This window comes from Microbacterium terrisoli (assembly GCF_030866805.1).
Taxonomy (GTDB): domain Bacteria; phylum Actinomycetota; class Actinomycetes; order Actinomycetales; family Microbacteriaceae; genus Microbacterium; species Microbacterium terrisoli.
The window spans coordinates 2,109,581-2,124,467 of record NZ_CP133019.1; the positions used below are offsets into that span (position 1 = coordinate 2,109,581).

Consider the following 14,887-nt stretch of genomic DNA (forward strand, 5'->3'; position numbering starts at 1 on the left):
CCGCACTCGGTCACACACGTTCTCCGCCACCGGCGGATCGCTATGCTGGAACCACACGTGCGCCCTGCGCCGGACCCTGCCGTGGCGACGCTGCACTCTCGGGTGCCGGGCGCCCAACCTGTGAAAGGCGGCCTCGTGTCCGAACTGCGTTGGGAAGAGATCGATCGGCGTGCGGTGGATACCGTGCGCGTACTGGCGGCAGACGCCGTGCAGAAGGTCGGCAACGGACATCCCGGCACCGCGATGAGCCTCGCGCCTGCGGCATATCTGCTCTATCAGCGCATCATGCGCCACGACCCGGCCGACACTCACTGGCTCGGCCGCGACCGATTCATCCTGTCGTGCGGCCACTCGTCGCTGACGCAGTACATCCAGCTGTTCCTGGGCGGCTTCGGACTGGAGCTGAACGATCTCGAGTCATTGCGCACCTGGGGCTCGCTGACCCCGGGCCACCCGGAGTACCGGCACACGAAGGGCGTCGAGATCACGACCGGACCGCTCGGTCAGGGCCTGGCGTCGGCGGTCGGCTTCGCATACGCCTCGCGCTACGAGCGCGGGCTGTTCGATCCGGATGCCGCGGCCGGCACGTCGCCGTTCGACCACTTCATCTACGTCATCGCCTCGGACGGCGACCTGCAGGAGGGCATCACCAGCGAGGCGTCCTCGCTGGCCGGTCACCAGCAGCTGGGCAATCTGGTGGTCATCTACGACGCGAACCAGATCTCCATCGAGGACGACACGAACGTGGCGTTCACCGAGGATGTCGCCAAGCGCTACGAAGCGTACGGCTGGCACGTGCAGACGGTCGACTGGAAGAAGACCGGACAGTACGTCGAGGACGTGCAGGAGCTGAACGACGCGATCGAGGCGGCCAAGGGCGAGACCGACAAGCCCTCGATCATCATCCTCAAGACGATCATCGGCTGGCCCTCCCCCGGCAAGCAGAACAGCGGCAAGATCCACGGCTCGGCGCTGGGCGCCGACGAGGTCGCCGCCACCAAGAAGGTGCTGGACTTCGACCCCGACCAGTCCTTCGCCCTGCCCGACGGCGTGCTCGAGCACACCCGCGAGCTGGGTGCCCGCGGTGCGGCCGCGCACCGTGCCTGGCAGGAGTCGTTCGACGCCTGGGCGGCGGCGAACCCGCAGCGCAAAGCGCTGCTGGACCGACTCGAGGCGCAGGCGCTGCCCGACGACATCGACGACGCCCTTCCGGCGTTCGAGGCCGGCAAGGACCTGTCCACACGCGCCGCATCGGGTGCGGTCATCAACGCGCTGGCCGCACAGCTGCCGGAGCTGTGGGGCGGGTCGGCCGACCTGGCCGAGTCCAACCTCACGACCATCAAGGCCGCGGCATCCTTCAACCCCGACCAGTGGACGACCCACGAGTGGAAGCCCAGCCCGTTCGGCCGCGTGCTGCACTTCGGCATCCGCGAGCACGCGATGGGCGCGATCGTCAACGGCATCACGCTGCACGGTCCGACACGCGCGTTCGGCGGCACGTTCCTGATCTTCTCGGACTACATGCGCCCGGCCGTGCGTCTGGCCGCCCTGATGAACATCCCGTCGACCTACGTCTGGACGCACGACTCGATCGCCCTCGGCGAAGACGGTCCGACCCACCAGCCGATCGAGCAGCTCGCGGCGCTGCGCGCCATCCCGCAGCTGTCGGTCGTCCGCCCCGCCGACGCGAACGAGACCGCGCAGGCGTGGCTCGAGATCCTGCGCCGGCACGAAGGGCCCGCAGGTCTCGCGCTGACGCGCCAGAACGTGCCGACCTTCGCACGCGGCACCGGAGAGGCCGACGGCGACACCTTCGCCTCGGCTGCGCACACCGCGCGCGGCGCATACGTGCTGGCCGAGGCGCCGGGCGGCACGCCCGACGTGATCCTCATCGGCACGGGTTCCGAGGTGCAGCTGGCGGTGGCAGCCCGCGAGGCGCTGGCCGCCGAGGGCGTGAAGGCGCGCGTCGTGTCGGCACCCTGCCTGGAGTGGTTCGCCGAGCAGGACGAGGCATACCGCGAGAGCGTGCTGCCGGCAGCCGTCACCGCCCGCGTCTCGGTCGAGGCCGGCATCTCGATGCCGTGGCGCGGCATCGTCGGCGACCGCGGTCGCTCGGTGTCGATCGAGCACTACGGTGCCTCGGCCGACTACAAGACCCTGTTCCAGAAATTCGGCATCACCGCCGAGGCCGTCATCGAGGCGGCCCGTCAGACCCTCGCCGCGAACGCGGCGACCTCGACACACACTGAGGAGATCGCATGACCAGCCCGACCCAGCAGCTTTCCGACCAGGGCGTCAGCATCTGGCTGGACGACCTCGCACGTCGACGGATCACGACCGGCAATCTGGCCGATCTGATCGCGACGCGCAACGTCGTCGGCATCACCACCAACCCCACGATCTTCGCCAACGCGATCAGCCACGGCGAAGGCTACGAGGGCCAGATCGCCGAACTCGCCGCGCGCGGCGCCTCGGCCGACGACGCGATCTTCGAGATCACGACGACCGACGTGCGCAACGCGTGCGACATCATGCGCCCCGTGTACGACGCGACCAGCGGTGTCGACGGCCGCGTGTCGATCGAGGTCTCCCCCGACCTCGCCCACGACACCGCCGCCACCATCGCCCAGGCGGCGCAGCTGTCCGCAGCGGTAGACCAGCCAAACGCGTACATCAAGATCCCCGCCACCCAGGCGGGCATCAGCGCGATCGCCGACACGATCGCCGCGGGCATCTCGGTGAACGTGACGCTGATCTTCTCGCTGGAGCGCTACGCCCAGGTCATCGAGGCGTATCTCAGCGGTCTCGAACGCGCCCGCGAGGCCGGCAAGGACCTGACGCAGATCTTCTCGGTCGCGTCGTTCTTCGTCTCCCGCGTGGACACCGAGGTCGACAAGCGGCTCGACGCCATCGGGACGGATGCCGCAGCCGCGCTGCGCTCGAAGTCGGGCATCGCCAACGCCCGGCTCGCGTACGAGCTGTACGAGCAGACGTTCGCGGGCGACCGCGCGAAGGCGCTGCTTGCCGCCGGCGCCAACACGCAGCGCCCGCTGTGGGCGTCGACCGGTGTGAAGGACCCGTCTCTGCCCGACACGCTGTACGTCGTCGAACTCACCGCCCCGGGCGTCGTGAACACGATGCCCGAGAAGACACTGGACGCCGTGTACGACCACGGAGTGTTCACCGGTGACAACATCACCGGCAACTACGCCGACGCGCACGCCGTCATCGATGCGCTGGCGATGGTGGGCGTGGACTTCGACGACGTCACCCAGCTTCTCGAAGACGAAGGAGTCGAGAAGTTCATCGCATCGTGGCACGACATGCGTGACACGGTGGCCGCCGCTCTGTCCAAAGCGCAGGGCGCGACCCGGTGAGTTTCGACATCCGCGTCAGCGGTCATGTCAAGGCCATCGTCGACGACGAGCTGCCCCGGCTCGTCCAGGGCCTGCTCGCCTCCGGCATCACCGCGCAGGACCCCACACTGTGGGGTCCGCACGCGCAGGATGAGGCATCCCGTCGCCTCGGCTGGGTGCAGGCGGTCTCGGTCTCGCGACCACTGGTCGCAGAGATCACGGCTCTGCGCGATGACCTGCGAGCGCGCGGGCTCTCGCGCGTCGTGCTGGCCGGGATGGGAGGCTCCTCCCTCGCCCCCGAGGTGATCGCCGCCACCACCGGCGTCCCCTTGACGGTGCTGGATTCCACGGCGCCCGGCCAGGTGCTGGCCGCGCTCGAGGGCGACGGGGAGGGGAGCCTGACCGATACGGTGCTCGTGGTCTCGAGCAAGTCCGGCTCGACTGTCGAGACGGATGCCGCGCGACGGCTGTTCGAGTCGGCCTTCCGCGAGATGGGCGTCGACCCAGCCGAGCGGATCATTGTGGTGACCGACCCGGGCTCGGCGCTGGACCAGTCCGCGCAGGCGGCGGGGTACCGCGTGTTCCATGCCGACCCGACCGTCGGCGGGCGCTACTCGGCGCTGACGGCGTTCGGTCTGGTGCCTGCGGGCCTGGCCGGCGCGGATCTGGGCGAACTGCTCGATGAGGCCGATGCCACGCTGCTGGAAGTGGCCATCGACAGCCCCGAGAACCCGGCGCTGGTGCTGGCCGCGGCGATCGCCGGCGGCACCCCGCGCCGCGACAAGCTGGGCCTGGTATCGGACGGCACGCACATCCAAGGCCTTCCGGACTGGATCGAGCAGCTGATCGCCGAGTCGACCGGAAAGGCCGGCACCGGCATCCTGCCCGTCGTCCTGCTGCCGGTCTCCCCCGAACTCGAGACTCAGCCGGCCGACCTTCAGGTCGTGCGACTGGTCGACGAGGCTCACGAGTTCCACTTCTTCGACCGGCACGAGGGTGAGATCCTGGTCAGCGGATCGCTGGGGGCGCAGTTCGTGGTCTGGGAGTACGCGACGGCCATCGCCGGACGGATGCTGGGCATCGACCCGTTCGATCAGCCCGACGTCGAGTCGGCCAAGGCCGCCACGCGCGACCTGCTGGCCCGCACGCCCGTCGCCACACCGGCCGCGTTCACCGTCGGCGGTGTGGAGGTGCGCGTGTCGGACCCCGCGCTGGCCGCCTCGGGCACTCTGGAGGGCACGCTCGACGCCCTCTGGGAGCGTCTCGGCAACGACGGCTACGTCGCGATCCAGGCCTACGTCGATCGCGTGCACACGCCCGAGCTCGCGGGACTGCGCGAGCTCGTCGCCGCCGATGCCGGACGTCCGACCACCTTCGGCTGGGGGCCGCGCTTCTTGCACTCGACCGGGCAGTATCACAAGGGGGGTCCTGCCACCGGGGTGTTCCTGCAGATCGTCGAACGCGCCGGCGATGACGTGCAGATCCCAGGCCTGCCGTTCACGTTCGGACGGCTGCTCGCCGCCCAGGCCGCGGGAGATGCGCAGGTGCTCGCCGACCACGGGCGTCCCGTCGTGAGCCTGACCCTGACCGATTCGACGACCGAAGTGCTCGCGCTCTTCGAAGCCGCCCAATAGGAGCCGCATGAGTGTGCTGATCACCCGGGACGCCAATCCGTTGCGCGATCCCGACGACCGACGACTGAACCGCATCGCGGGGCCGAGCGCCCTGGTCATCTTCGGTGTGACGGGAGACCTGTCACGCAAGAAGCTGATGCCGGCCGTGTACGACCTGGCCAATCGCGGCCTGTTGCCCCCCGGGTTCGCCCTGGTCGGCTTCGCCCGTCGCGACTGGGCCGACCAGGATTTCGCGGCCGTCGTGTACGACGCGGTGCGGATGCACTCGCGCACCGAGTTCCGCGAAGAGACCTGGCAGCAGCTGCTGCAGGGCATCCGGTTCGTCTCGGGCGAGTTCGACGATCCCGCGGCGTTCCGGCGTCTGCGCGAGACCGTCGAAAGGCTCGACGTCGAACGCGGGACGATGGGCAACCACGCATACTATCTGTCCATCCCGCCCCGGGCGTTCGCCATGGTCGCACAGCAGCTGAAGAGTTCGGGTCTGGTCGACGACACCGCCGACCAGCCCGACCGCTGGCGGCGTGTCGTGATCGAGAAGCCGTTCGGCAACGACCTCGCCTCGGCACGCGAGCTGAACCACGCACTGCGCAGCGCCTTCCCGGCCGACGCGATCTTCCGCATCGACCACTATCTCGGCAAAGAGACCGTGCAGAACATCCTGGCGCTGCGCTTCGCCAATGAGCTGTACGAGCCGATCTGGAACCGCAACTACGTCGACCACGTGCAGATCACCATGGCCGAGGACATCGGCGTGGGCGGGCGGGCCGGCTACTACGACGGGATCGGCGCCGCGCGCGACGTCATCCAGAACCACCTGCTGCAGCTGCTGGCCCTGACGGCGATGGAAGAGCCGATCTCGTTCAACGCGCGCGACCTGCGCACCGAGAAGGAGAAGGTGCTCGCCGCCGTCACGCTGCCCGACGACCTCTCGCAGGCCACGGCCCGCGGCCAGTACGGCGGCGGCTGGCAGGGCGGCGAGAAGGTGCACAGCTTCCTGGACGAGGAGGGCATGGATCCGCACTCGACCACCGAGACCTACGCGGCCGTCAAACTCGGCATCAACACCCGCCGATGGGCCGGGGTGCCGTTCTATCTGCGCACCGGAAAGCGCCTGGGCCGCCGGGTCACCGAGATCGCGGTGGTGTTCAAGAAGGCGCCCGAGCACCTGTTCACGCGGTCCCAGACCTCGGGGCTCGGGCAGAACGCGCTCGTGATCCGTGTGCAGCCCGACGAGGGCGTCACGATCCGCTTCGGCTCGAAGGTGCCCGGCGCCGGCACGCAGGTGCGCGACGTGACCATGGACTTCGGCTACGGACACGCGTTCACCGAGGCGAGCCCCGAGGCATACGAGCGGCTGATCCTGGACGTGCTGCTGGGCGACCCACCGCTGTTCCCCCGACACGAAGAGGTCGAGCTCAGCTGGAAGATCCTCGACCCGATCGAACAGTACTGGGCCTCCGCCGGCGGCCCGCTGGAGCAGTACACGCCCGGAGGCTGGGGGCCGCGAAGCGCGGACGAACTCCTTGCCCGTGACGGTCGCACGTGGAGGCGCCCATGATCATCGACCTGCCCGACACGAACGTCAGCAAGATCGCCAAGGCGCTCGTCAACGTGCGCCAGGAGGGCGGCGCGGTGGCTCTGGGCCGCGTGCTGACGCTGATCATCCTGGTGCGCCATGGCGCGCAGGAAGAAGTGATCGAAGCCGCCAACGACGCGTCGCGGGAGCACCCGATGCGCGTGATCGTGCTGATGAGCGACCCGCATGGGCCGGATGCCGACGCCGAGCCCCGACTGGACGCCGAGATCCGCGTCGGCGGTGACGCCGGCGCGAGCGAAGTGGTCCTGCTGCGGGCCTACGGCGCTGCCGGCAACAACTCCGAGAGCCTGGTGACCGGGTTGCTGCTGCCGGATGCCCCGGTGGTCGCATGGTGGCCTCGCGAGACACCGAAAGAGCCCTCGCGCTCCTCGATCGGCCGCATCGCGCAGCGCCGGATCACGGATGCCGCAGCCCAGCCCGATCCCTCCGCATGGGTCTCCCGCCTCGGCGAGCATTACGTGCCCGGCGACACCGACCTCGCCTGGACGCGCGTGACCCGATGGCGCGAGCAGCTCGCGGCAGTGCTCGACCAGCCGCCATACGAGCCGGTCACCGCCGTCGAGGTGCGCGGCGCGTCCGACTCCCCCTCCACCACTCTGCTGGCGGCGTGGCTTCGCCTGAGCCTGAAGGTTCCGGTGACCTGGACCTACCTCGGCCCCGACGAGTGGAAGAGCGGCATCAAGTCCGTGCGTCTCGTGCGCGCCGACGGAGACATCCTGCTCGAGCGCCCCGTTCCCGGCATGGCCGTTCTGACCCAGCCCGGCCAGCCCTCGCACGAGCTGGCGTTCCCGCGGCGCACGCTGCGCGAATGCCTCGCCGAGGAGCTGCGCAGCCTCGACCCCGATCTGCTGTATGGTCGCGTCATCACCGACGGATGCCGGCAGCTGACTGAGGGGCAGGGCGACGATGAGTGAACGCGGAGCCGAGAAGCGGGTCGTCGTCAGTGCCGACGCCGCAGCCCTGGCGACCTCGGTCGCCGACCGATTCTACGATCGCCTGGGCAAGCGCGTGCGCGCCGGCAAGACCGTGCACGTGGCGCTGACCGGCGGAGGCGTCGGCACCTCCGTTCTGCGGGCGATCGGCGACCATGCCGAGCATGCGACGTTCGACTGGTCCCAGGTGCACTTCTGGTGGGGCGACGAGCGGTTCGTGGCATCCCACTCCCCCGACCGCAACGACGTCGGCGCGACCGACGCGCTGCTGGGTCGGATCGCGGTTCCGGCAGCCAATGTCCACCGGATGCCGGCCGCAGATCAGGGACTCGCCCTCGACGAAGCCGCCGCAGCCTATGCGACCGAGCTGGCGGTGTACGGTCCGTCCGAGACGACTGCCACGGGTGTCCTCACCGGTGCGTGGCCGTCGTTCGACATCTGCTTCCTCGGTGTCGGGCCCGATGCGCACATCGCGTCGCTGTTCCCGGACCGCGACGAGATCCGCATCACGGATCGCGCTGCGGTCGGAGTGCGCGATTCCCCCAAACCGCCGCCGGAGCGCATCACCCTGACCCGACCGGTCATCAACTCCTCCAACCGGGTGTGGCTCGTGCTGGCCGGGCCCGACAAGGCCTCGGCTCTGGGACTTGCGCTGGCCGGCGCCAGCTATCACAGCGTCCCCGCGGCCGGTGCCAAAGGACGCCGACGCACCATCTTCTTCGTCGACGAGGCAGCGGCCGGAAACGTTCCGCCGGAGCTGATCGACGGAACGTACTAGACGCCGAGCATCAGGGGTGCGCCCAAGCGCGTCAGCTCACTGACCGCGACGCTCGCGCAGCTGCTTGAGGGCATCGTCGAGCAGTGCTTCGGCCTCTTCGTCGGTGCGGCGCTCTTTGACGTACGCGAGGTGTGTCTTGTACGGCTCGGCCTTCGCCATCGCCGGCGGGTTCTGCTGGTCTCGACCGGCGGGCAGCCCCGAGTGCGGCGAGTCGATCGTGTCGGGGATCTCTTCTTCGGCGATGCCGGCGGCGAAGTAGCGGACCGTCTCGTTGCCCAGCGCGTCCCAGTACGAGATCGCGATGCGATCCGCGTGGAAGCCGTGGTCCTGCTCGCCCATGGGGCCGGCACCCACACGGGTGCCGCGGATTGCGTTGCCTCCGACGGCCATGTCAGATCCCTTGCAGCTTGGCGATCAGGCCCAGGGCCACGATCGCGACGAACCAGGCCAGCGCCAGGACCACGGTGAAGCGGTTGAGGTTGCGCTCAGCGAGACCGGACGACCCCAGCGACGAGGTCATGCCGCCGCCGAACATGTCGGACAGCCCACCGCCCCGGCCCTTGTGCAGAAGGATCAGCAGGGTCAGCAGCAGGCTCGTGATGCCGAGCACCACCTGCAGGACGAATTCGAGGATTTCCACGCTGTGCCTTTCGGGTCGGCGCCGGATCGGGTCGGCGCCGGTCATTCGGCCGAGGCCGACCTGGTCAAGTATAAGGGACCGGTGCCGCACCCTCGGTTCGACACGAACCGGGGGCGCAGCCCGCTCTCACACTCCGACGTGGTTCTGATAGCGGATGATGGCGGCGAACTCTTCGGGCACGAGGCTCGCACCGCCCACGAGCGCGCCGTCCACGTCGGGCTCGCGCATGAAGCCGGCGATGTTCGACGACTTCACCGAGCCGCCGTAGAGCACGCGGGTGCGCGCGGCAGCCTCGTCACCGATCGCCTCGCGCACGACGGCACGCAGCTTGGCGGCGACATCCTGCGCCTGATCGGGGGTCGCCGCCTGACCCGAGCCGATCGCCCAGACCGGCTCGTACGCCACGACGACCTCTGCACCGGCGGCGACACCTGCCAGCGCCGCGGTCAACTGGGCGACCGGGACCGCGCTGGACCCGTGCGCTTCGAGGTCTTCGGCGGTCTCACCGACGCAGATCACCGGCACCAGGCCGTGCTTGTGCGCGGCGGCCACCTTCGCGGCGACGACCTCGTCGGTCTCGTCGTGGTAAGCGCGCCGCTCCGAGTGCCCGATGATCACGTAGCGGCAGGCCAGCTTCGCCAGGAACGCTCCGGAGACCTCACCGGTGTACGCGCCTGAGTCGTGGGCGGACAGGTCCTGCGCACCCAGCTCGAACGGGATCTTGTCGGCGTCCAGCAGCGTCTGCACGGTGCGCAGATCAGTGAACGGGGGGAACAGTCCCACCTCGACCGAGTCCGCCTCGTGCTTCGCGTCCTTCAGCGTCCAGTGCAGCTTCTGCACGAACGCGACCGCCTGCAGGTGGTCGAGGTTCATCTTCCAGTTGCCCGCGATCAGCGGCGTGCGGCCGCCGTTCTCGTTCACTGCTCCCACCCCAGCACCTCCAGTCCGGGCAGCTTCTTGCCCTCCAAGAACTCCAAGCTCGCCCCGCCACCGGTCGAGATGTGGCCGAACGCCTCGTCGGCGAACCCGAGCTGACGCACGGCCGCGGCGGAGTCGCCGCCGCCGACGACGCTGAGTCCGCTGACCTCGGTCAGCGCCTGTGCGACTGTCTTCGTGCCGGCGGCGAACGCCGGCATCTCGAACACGCCCATCGGCCCGTTCCAGAACACCGTCGTGGACGCGCGGATCGCCTCGGCGAACTGCTCGGCCGTGCGCGGCCCGATGTCCAGTCCCATCCCGTCGGCGCCGAACGGCGTGTCTTCGAGCGCGTCGGCCGCGGCCACGACATGGTCGGCGTCGGCGGAGAAGGATGCCGCCATCACGGCGTCGACCGGAAGCACGATCCGGATCCCCTTCTCGCGGGCCTGCGCGAGGTAGCCCCGCACCGTGTCGAGCTGATCGGCCTCCAGCAGGCTCTTGCCGACCTTGTGCCCCTGCGCCGCGAGGAACGTGAACATCATCCCCCCGCCGACCAGCAGCGTGTCCACGCGCGGCAGCAGGTGTTCGATGACGCCGAGCTTGTCGCTGACCTTCGAGCCGCCCAGAACCACCGCATACGGGCGCTCGGGCTTCTCGGTGAGCCGGTCGAGGACCTCGACCTCTTTCTCGATGAGCAGACCCGCCACGGACGGGACCAGCTCGGCGAGATCGTAGACGCTGGCCTGCTTGCGGTGGACGACGCCGAAGCCGTCCGAGACCAGCGCATCGCCGAGCCCGGCGAGGCTGCGCGCGAACTGCTGACGCACCGCGTCGTCCTTCGAGGTCTCGCCCGCTTCGAAGCGCAGGTTCTCGATGACGGCGACGTCTCCGTCTGCCAGAGCCGCGACGGCGTCACGGGCGGATTCGCCGACGGTGTCGCGGGCGAAGGCGACCGGCTGGCCGAGGAGCTCGGACAGCCGCTGCGCGACCGGCTCGAGGCTGTATTGCGGATCGGGTGCGCCGGCGGGCCGCCCCAGATGGGAGCAGACGACGACGCGTGCGCCCTGGTTGATCAGGGCGTTCAGCGTGGGCAGCGACGCGCGGACGCGGCCGTCGTCCGTGATGACCCCGTCCCGCAAGGGGACGTTCAGGTCACAGCGGACGACGATCCGCGTACCGGCCAGCGATCGCCCCAGGCGCGACGGAAGGGTGTCGAGGGTGCGCAGGGCCATATGCGGTCTCTGGGATTCTCAGAGGCGCTCGGCGACGTACTCGGTCAGGTCGACGAGGCGGTTGGAGTAGCCCCACTCGTTGTCGTACCAGCCCGAGACCTTCGCCAGGTTGCCGCTGACGTTGGTCAGATCCGAGTCGAAGATCGACGAGTGCGGGTCGAGCTGGATGTCGCTGGAGACGATCGGGTCCTCAGTGTAGGCGAGGTAGCCGACCAGTCGTCCTTCGGTGGCCGCCGCACGGTAGGCCGCGTTGACCTCGTCGACGGTCAGGCCGGTGTGCTGGGTGATGACCGTCAGGTCGACGATCGACCCGGTGGGCACCGGGACGCGGTAGGAGGCACCGCTCAGCTTGCCGTTGAGCTCGGGCAGCACCAGGCCGATGGCCTTGGCTGCACCGGTGGAGGCCGGAACGATGTTGATGGCGGCGGCGCGCGCCCGGCGCAGGTCCTTGTGCGGGCCGTCCTGCAGGTTCTGGTCGGCCGTGTACGCGTGCGCGGTCATCATGAAGCCGCGCTCGATGCCGAAGGCGTCTTCGAACACCTTCGCGAGGGGCGCCAGGCAGTTGGTCGTGCAGGACGCGTTGGAGATGATGTTCATCGAGGCCGGGTCGTACGTGTCCTCGTTCACGCCCATGACGAACGTGCCGTCGGCACCGGTGGCGGGCGCGGAGATGATGACCTTCTTGGCTCCACCGGCGAGGTGCTTCGCGGCATCCTCCGCCTTCGTGAAGCGCCCGGTCGACTCGACCACCACGTCGACCCCGAGCTCGCCCCAGGGCAGTGCGCCCGGGTCGCGCTCTTCGAAGACGCGGATGCTCTTGCCGCCGACGGTGATGCCGTTGTCGTCGTACGAGACCTTCTCGGACAGGCGGCCCCCGACCGAGTCGTAGGTCAACAGGTCGGCCAGCGTCCGGTTGTCGGTCAGGTCGTTGACCGCGACCAGCTCGAGGTCGGCACCCTGCGCGAGTGCCGCGCGCAGATAGTTGCGTCCGATGCGGCCGAAGCCGTTGATTCCGATCTTCACAGTCACGGAATTTTCTCCCAGGTGTTATGCGCGTAACGCGCGGTTTCTTCTCGGAGGGACAACGGCGTCCCGACAGGAGTCCCGTCGGGACGCCCGTACTCGCTATGACAGTACCAGCAGCCCCGCGGTCTTCTCGCGCGCTGTGACAAAGCGCTGGGCGACGTTCTCCCAGTTCGCGATGTTCCACACGGCCTTGATGTAGTCGGCCTTCACGTTGAGGTAGTCGAGGTAGAACGCGTGCTCCCACATGTCCAGCTGGAACAGCGGAACCGTGCCCTGCGCGGTGTTGGCGTGCTGGTCGAACAGCTGCTGCACGATCAGCTGCTCGCCGATCGGGTCCCAGCTGAGCACGGCCCAGCCCGACCCCTGGATGCCCGACGCGGCAGCCGTGAAATGAGCCTGGAACTTGTCGAATCCGCCGAAGAACTCGTCGATCGCTGCGCGCAGCTCGCCCTCGGGCTCGCCACCGCCGTTCGGCGACAGGTTGGTCCAGAAGATCGAGTGGTTCACGTGACCGCCGAGGTTGAACGCAAGGTCCTTCTCGAGCTTGTTGACGTTGGCCAGATCGCCGGACTCACGAGCCTCGGCGAGCTTGTCCAGCGCGGTGTTCGCACCGGCGACATATGCCGCATGGTGCTTGTCGTGATGAAGCTGCATGATCTTGCCGCTGATGTGCGGCTCGAGTGCTGCGTAGTCATAGGGCAGGTCCGGCAACGTGTACTTCGCCATGTTCTCTTCTTCCTGTCGGCGCCGCGCAGGGGTCGGAGACAAGTACGCTCCGAGGCGCAGCGAGGGTGACCTTTTCATCCTACTGACGCCCAACGCCGCAGGTGGTGGGTTCCTTCCCTCGCGGTCGCCGTCAGTCGGCGGCGCCGGCCGGAACGGCCGACTCGGTGCCAGGGATGCCGTCGGCCTCGGCCTTCTTGTCGGCCATCGCCAGAAGTCGCCGAATACGGCCGGCCACGGCATCCTTCGTCAACGGCGGGTCGGCGTGATGACCGAGCTCGTCCAGACTCGCATCACGGTGGGCCAGGCGCAGCCGTCCCGCCTCTTCCAGATGCACGGGCACGTCTTCGCCCAGGATCTCCAGGGCACGCTCGACCCGGGCGCATGCGGCGACCGCCGCCTGCGCGGAGCGACGCAGATTCGCGTCGTCGAAGTTGACCAGGCGGTTCACACCGGCGCGCACCTCGCGTCGCTGCCGGACCTGGTCCCAGGCAGCCGCGGCGCGCACGGCTCCCATGGCGGCCAGGGCCGCACGGATCGCCTCGGCGTCGCGGACCACCACGCGCGGGATGCCGCGCACTTCGCGGGCCTTCGCCGCCACACCCAGGCGATGCGCAGCACCCACCAGCGCCATGCCCGCCTCTGACGACGGGCACGACACCTCGAGAGCCGCCGAGCGACCGGGGTCGGTCAGGGTACCGGCGGCGAGGAACGCGCCGCGCCACACGGCCGCCAGGTCGGGGCGCGATCCGGTCGTGAGCCGGTTCGGCAGTCCCCGCACCACGCGACGTCGAGGATCCAGCAGTCCGGTCTGACGCGCGAGCGTCTCGCCGGCCTCGATCACACGCACGGCGTACCGCGGTCCGCCCGCGGCCATCGACCCCTGCACGTGCACGAGTTCGGGGCGCACGCCGTACAGCTCCATGAGCTCCCGCGCGGTGCGGCGGGCCAGCGCATCCGAGTCGAGCTCCGCCTCGACCGCCACCCGACCGGCGATCGAATGCAGCCCACCGGAGAAGCGCAGCAGGGCCGTCAGCTCGGCGACGCGCGCTGTGGGGCGCGGGTCGCGAACGGCGATCAGCTCGGCTTTCACATCGGCAGTCAGCGGCACAGTACTCCTCGTGGCGGGCGTTCGGATCGGACGCTCCAGCCTACCCGGCGCTACTCGCGCCCCATGTCGCGATGCGCAACGCGCACGGCGACGCCGGGGACGGCAGCGAGGCGGTCGGCCAGGGCTATCGCCATCGCGACCGAGCGGTGCTTGCCGCCCGTGCAGCCGATGGCGATCACGCTATGGCGCTTGTTCTCCCGCTGATAGCCCTCGAGCACGGGGGTGACCGCGTGGGTGTAGGCATCCAGGAATTCCTTCGCACCGGGCTGGGAGAGCACGAAATCACGCACCTCCGGATCCTCGCCGGTGTGGGCACGCAGCTCGTCGACCCAGTACGGATTGGGCAGGAACCGCATGTCGGCGACCATGTCGGCATCGACGGGCAGACCGTATTTGAACCCGAAGCTCATCACGGTGAGCGTGTGCCGGGCAGCGCCCGTCTCACGGAACAGGTCGCCCACGTGCGTGGCCAGCTGATGCACATTGAAGTCGCTCGTATCGATGACCACGTCGGCGCTCTCGCGAATGGCCGTCAGCCGATCGCGCTCGCGCCGCAGACCGTCGACGATCGTGCCGTCACCCTGCAGTGGGTGGGGCCTTCGCACCGCCTCGTAGCGCCGCACCAGCACATCGTCGGACGCATCCAGGAACACCACGCGCACCTGACCGCGCACCGTGCGCAGCGCGCGTGTGACCTCGGGCAGGTCGGTGAACAGTCCTCCCCCGCGCACGTCCACGACGGCGGCGACACGGGGAAGGGATGCCGCAGCCATGCCCGACAGCTCCAGCAGAGGCCGCAGCATCTGCGGGGGCAGGTTGTCGACGACATACCAGCCCATGTCTTCCAGTGCATCGGCGACAGTGGAACGACCCGCCCCCGACATTCCGGTCACGATCAGGATCTCCCCGCCCTGGTCCGGCGTATCCGTAGTCATCTCTC

14 protein-coding genes are annotated in these 14,887 nt (G+C 69.2%); 6 read left to right on the forward strand and 8 right to left on the reverse strand.

The window, feature by feature from the left end:
* Window positions 1-135: 135 nt before the first annotated feature.
* Genes tkt through pgl form a run of 6 tightly spaced genes read left to right on the forward strand, consistent with a single transcriptional unit; the run spans window position 136 to window position 8,297 of the window.
* Entirely contained in the window at window positions 136-2,262 is a 2,127-nt protein-coding gene (gene tkt / locus QU603_RS09365; RefSeq protein ID WP_308491123.1) for a transketolase, read from the forward strand.
* Window positions 2,259-3,377 carry a transaldolase gene (gene tal, locus QU603_RS09370; RefSeq protein WP_308491124.1) on the forward strand — a complete coding sequence of 373 codons (1,119 nt, stop codon included), beginning with the start codon at window positions 2,259-2,261 and terminating at the stop codon, window positions 3,375-3,377. The genes tkt and tal overlap by 4 nt, the downstream gene beginning before the upstream one ends.
* Window positions 3,374-4,990 (forward strand): glucose-6-phosphate isomerase, encoded by a 1,617-nt coding sequence (locus QU603_RS09375; RefSeq protein ID WP_308491125.1) that lies wholly within the window; start codon window positions 3,374-3,376, stop codon window positions 4,988-4,990. Before tal ends, QU603_RS09375 begins: the two co-directional genes overlap by 4 nt.
* A gap of 7 nt (window positions 4,991-4,997) precedes the next feature.
* Window positions 4,998-6,548: a glucose-6-phosphate dehydrogenase gene (gene zwf, locus QU603_RS09380; protein WP_308491126.1), complete on the forward strand. Its 1,551-nt coding sequence runs from the start codon at window positions 4,998-5,000 to the stop codon at window positions 6,546-6,548.
* On the forward strand, window positions 6,545-7,501 hold the full coding sequence (locus tag QU603_RS09385; protein ID WP_308491127.1) for a glucose-6-phosphate dehydrogenase assembly protein OpcA: 957 nt from the start codon (window positions 6,545-6,547) through the stop codon (window positions 7,499-7,501). The genes zwf and QU603_RS09385 overlap by 4 nt, the downstream gene beginning before the upstream one ends.
* Window positions 7,494-8,297, forward strand: a complete 804-nt coding sequence (gene pgl / locus QU603_RS09390; protein ID WP_308491128.1) for a 6-phosphogluconolactonase — start codon at window positions 7,494-7,496, stop codon at window positions 8,295-8,297. The genes QU603_RS09385 and pgl overlap by 8 nt, the downstream gene beginning before the upstream one ends.
* Window positions 8,298-8,333: 36 nt before the next feature.
* On the opposite strand, the gene QU603_RS09395 is transcribed toward pgl, so the two are convergent.
* The 8 genes from QU603_RS09395 to rapZ form a co-directional block, all read right to left on the reverse strand.
* The gene (locus tag QU603_RS09395; RefSeq protein WP_308491129.1) at window positions 8,334-8,687 is read right to left on the reverse strand and encodes an RNA polymerase-binding protein RbpA; all 354 of its coding nucleotides are present in this window, start codon (window positions 8,685-8,687) and stop codon (window positions 8,334-8,336) included.
* A 1-nt stretch (window position 8,688) separates the two neighbouring features.
* A complete protein-coding gene (gene secG, locus QU603_RS09400) occupies window positions 8,689-8,937 on the reverse strand; it encodes a preprotein translocase subunit SecG (protein WP_308493990.1) in 249 nt (82 codons plus the stop codon).
* A 126-nt stretch (window positions 8,938-9,063) separates the two neighbouring features.
* Window positions 9,064-9,858, reverse strand: a complete 795-nt coding sequence (tpiA, locus tag QU603_RS09405; protein WP_308493991.1) for a triose-phosphate isomerase — start codon at window positions 9,856-9,858, stop codon at window positions 9,064-9,066.
* The gene (locus tag QU603_RS09410; RefSeq protein ID WP_308491130.1) at window positions 9,855-11,087 is read right to left on the reverse strand and encodes a phosphoglycerate kinase; all 1,233 of its coding nucleotides are present in this window, start codon (window positions 11,085-11,087) and stop codon (window positions 9,855-9,857) included. Before QU603_RS09410 ends, tpiA begins: the two co-directional genes overlap by 4 nt.
* An 18-nt stretch (window positions 11,088-11,105) precedes the next feature.
* Entirely contained in the window at window positions 11,106-12,116 is a 1,011-nt protein-coding gene (gene gap / locus QU603_RS09415) for a type I glyceraldehyde-3-phosphate dehydrogenase (protein ID WP_308491131.1), read from the reverse strand.
* A gap of 96 nt (window positions 12,117-12,212) precedes the next feature.
* Window positions 12,213-12,839 carry a superoxide dismutase gene (locus tag QU603_RS09420; protein WP_308491132.1) on the reverse strand — a complete coding sequence of 209 codons (627 nt, stop codon included), beginning with the start codon at window positions 12,837-12,839 and terminating at the stop codon, window positions 12,213-12,215.
* A 130-nt stretch (window positions 12,840-12,969) separates the two neighbouring features.
* Window positions 12,970-13,947, reverse strand: a complete 978-nt coding sequence (gene whiA, locus QU603_RS09425) for a DNA-binding protein WhiA (protein ID WP_308491133.1) — start codon at window positions 13,945-13,947, stop codon at window positions 12,970-12,972.
* A gap of 50 nt (window positions 13,948-13,997) precedes the next feature.
* Window positions 13,998-14,882: an RNase adapter RapZ gene (rapZ, locus tag QU603_RS09430; protein WP_308491134.1), complete on the reverse strand. Its 885-nt coding sequence runs from the start codon at window positions 14,880-14,882 to the stop codon at window positions 13,998-14,000.
* Window positions 14,883-14,887: the final 5 nt, after the last annotated feature.

Coding starts and splice junctions, on each gene's coding strand:
- tal (WP_308491124.1), top strand. CDS start 2,259: ATGACCAGCCCGACCCAGCAGCTTTCCGACCAGGGCGTCAGCATCTGG.
- zwf (WP_308491126.1), top strand. CDS start 4,998: ATGAGTGTGCTGATCACCCGGGACGCCAATCCGTTGCGCGATCCCGAC.
- QU603_RS09385 (WP_308491127.1), top strand. CDS start 6,545: ATGATCATCGACCTGCCCGACACGAACGTCAGCAAGATCGCCAAGGCG.
- pgl (WP_308491128.1), top strand. CDS start 7,494: ATGAGTGAACGCGGAGCCGAGAAGCGGGTCGTCGTCAGTGCCGACGCC.
- QU603_RS09395 (WP_308491129.1), bottom strand. CDS start 8,687: ATGGCCGTCGGAGGCAACGCAATCCGCGGCACCCGTGTGGGTGCCGGC.
- QU603_RS09410 (WP_308491130.1), bottom strand. CDS start 11,087: ATGGCCCTGCGCACCCTCGACACCCTTCCGTCGCGCCTGGGGCGATCG.
- QU603_RS09420 (WP_308491132.1), bottom strand. CDS start 12,839: ATGGCGAAGTACACGTTGCCGGACCTGCCCTATGACTACGCAGCACTC.
- rapZ (WP_308491134.1), bottom strand. CDS start 14,882: ATGACTACGGATACGCCGGACCAGGGCGGGGAGATCCTGATCGTGACC.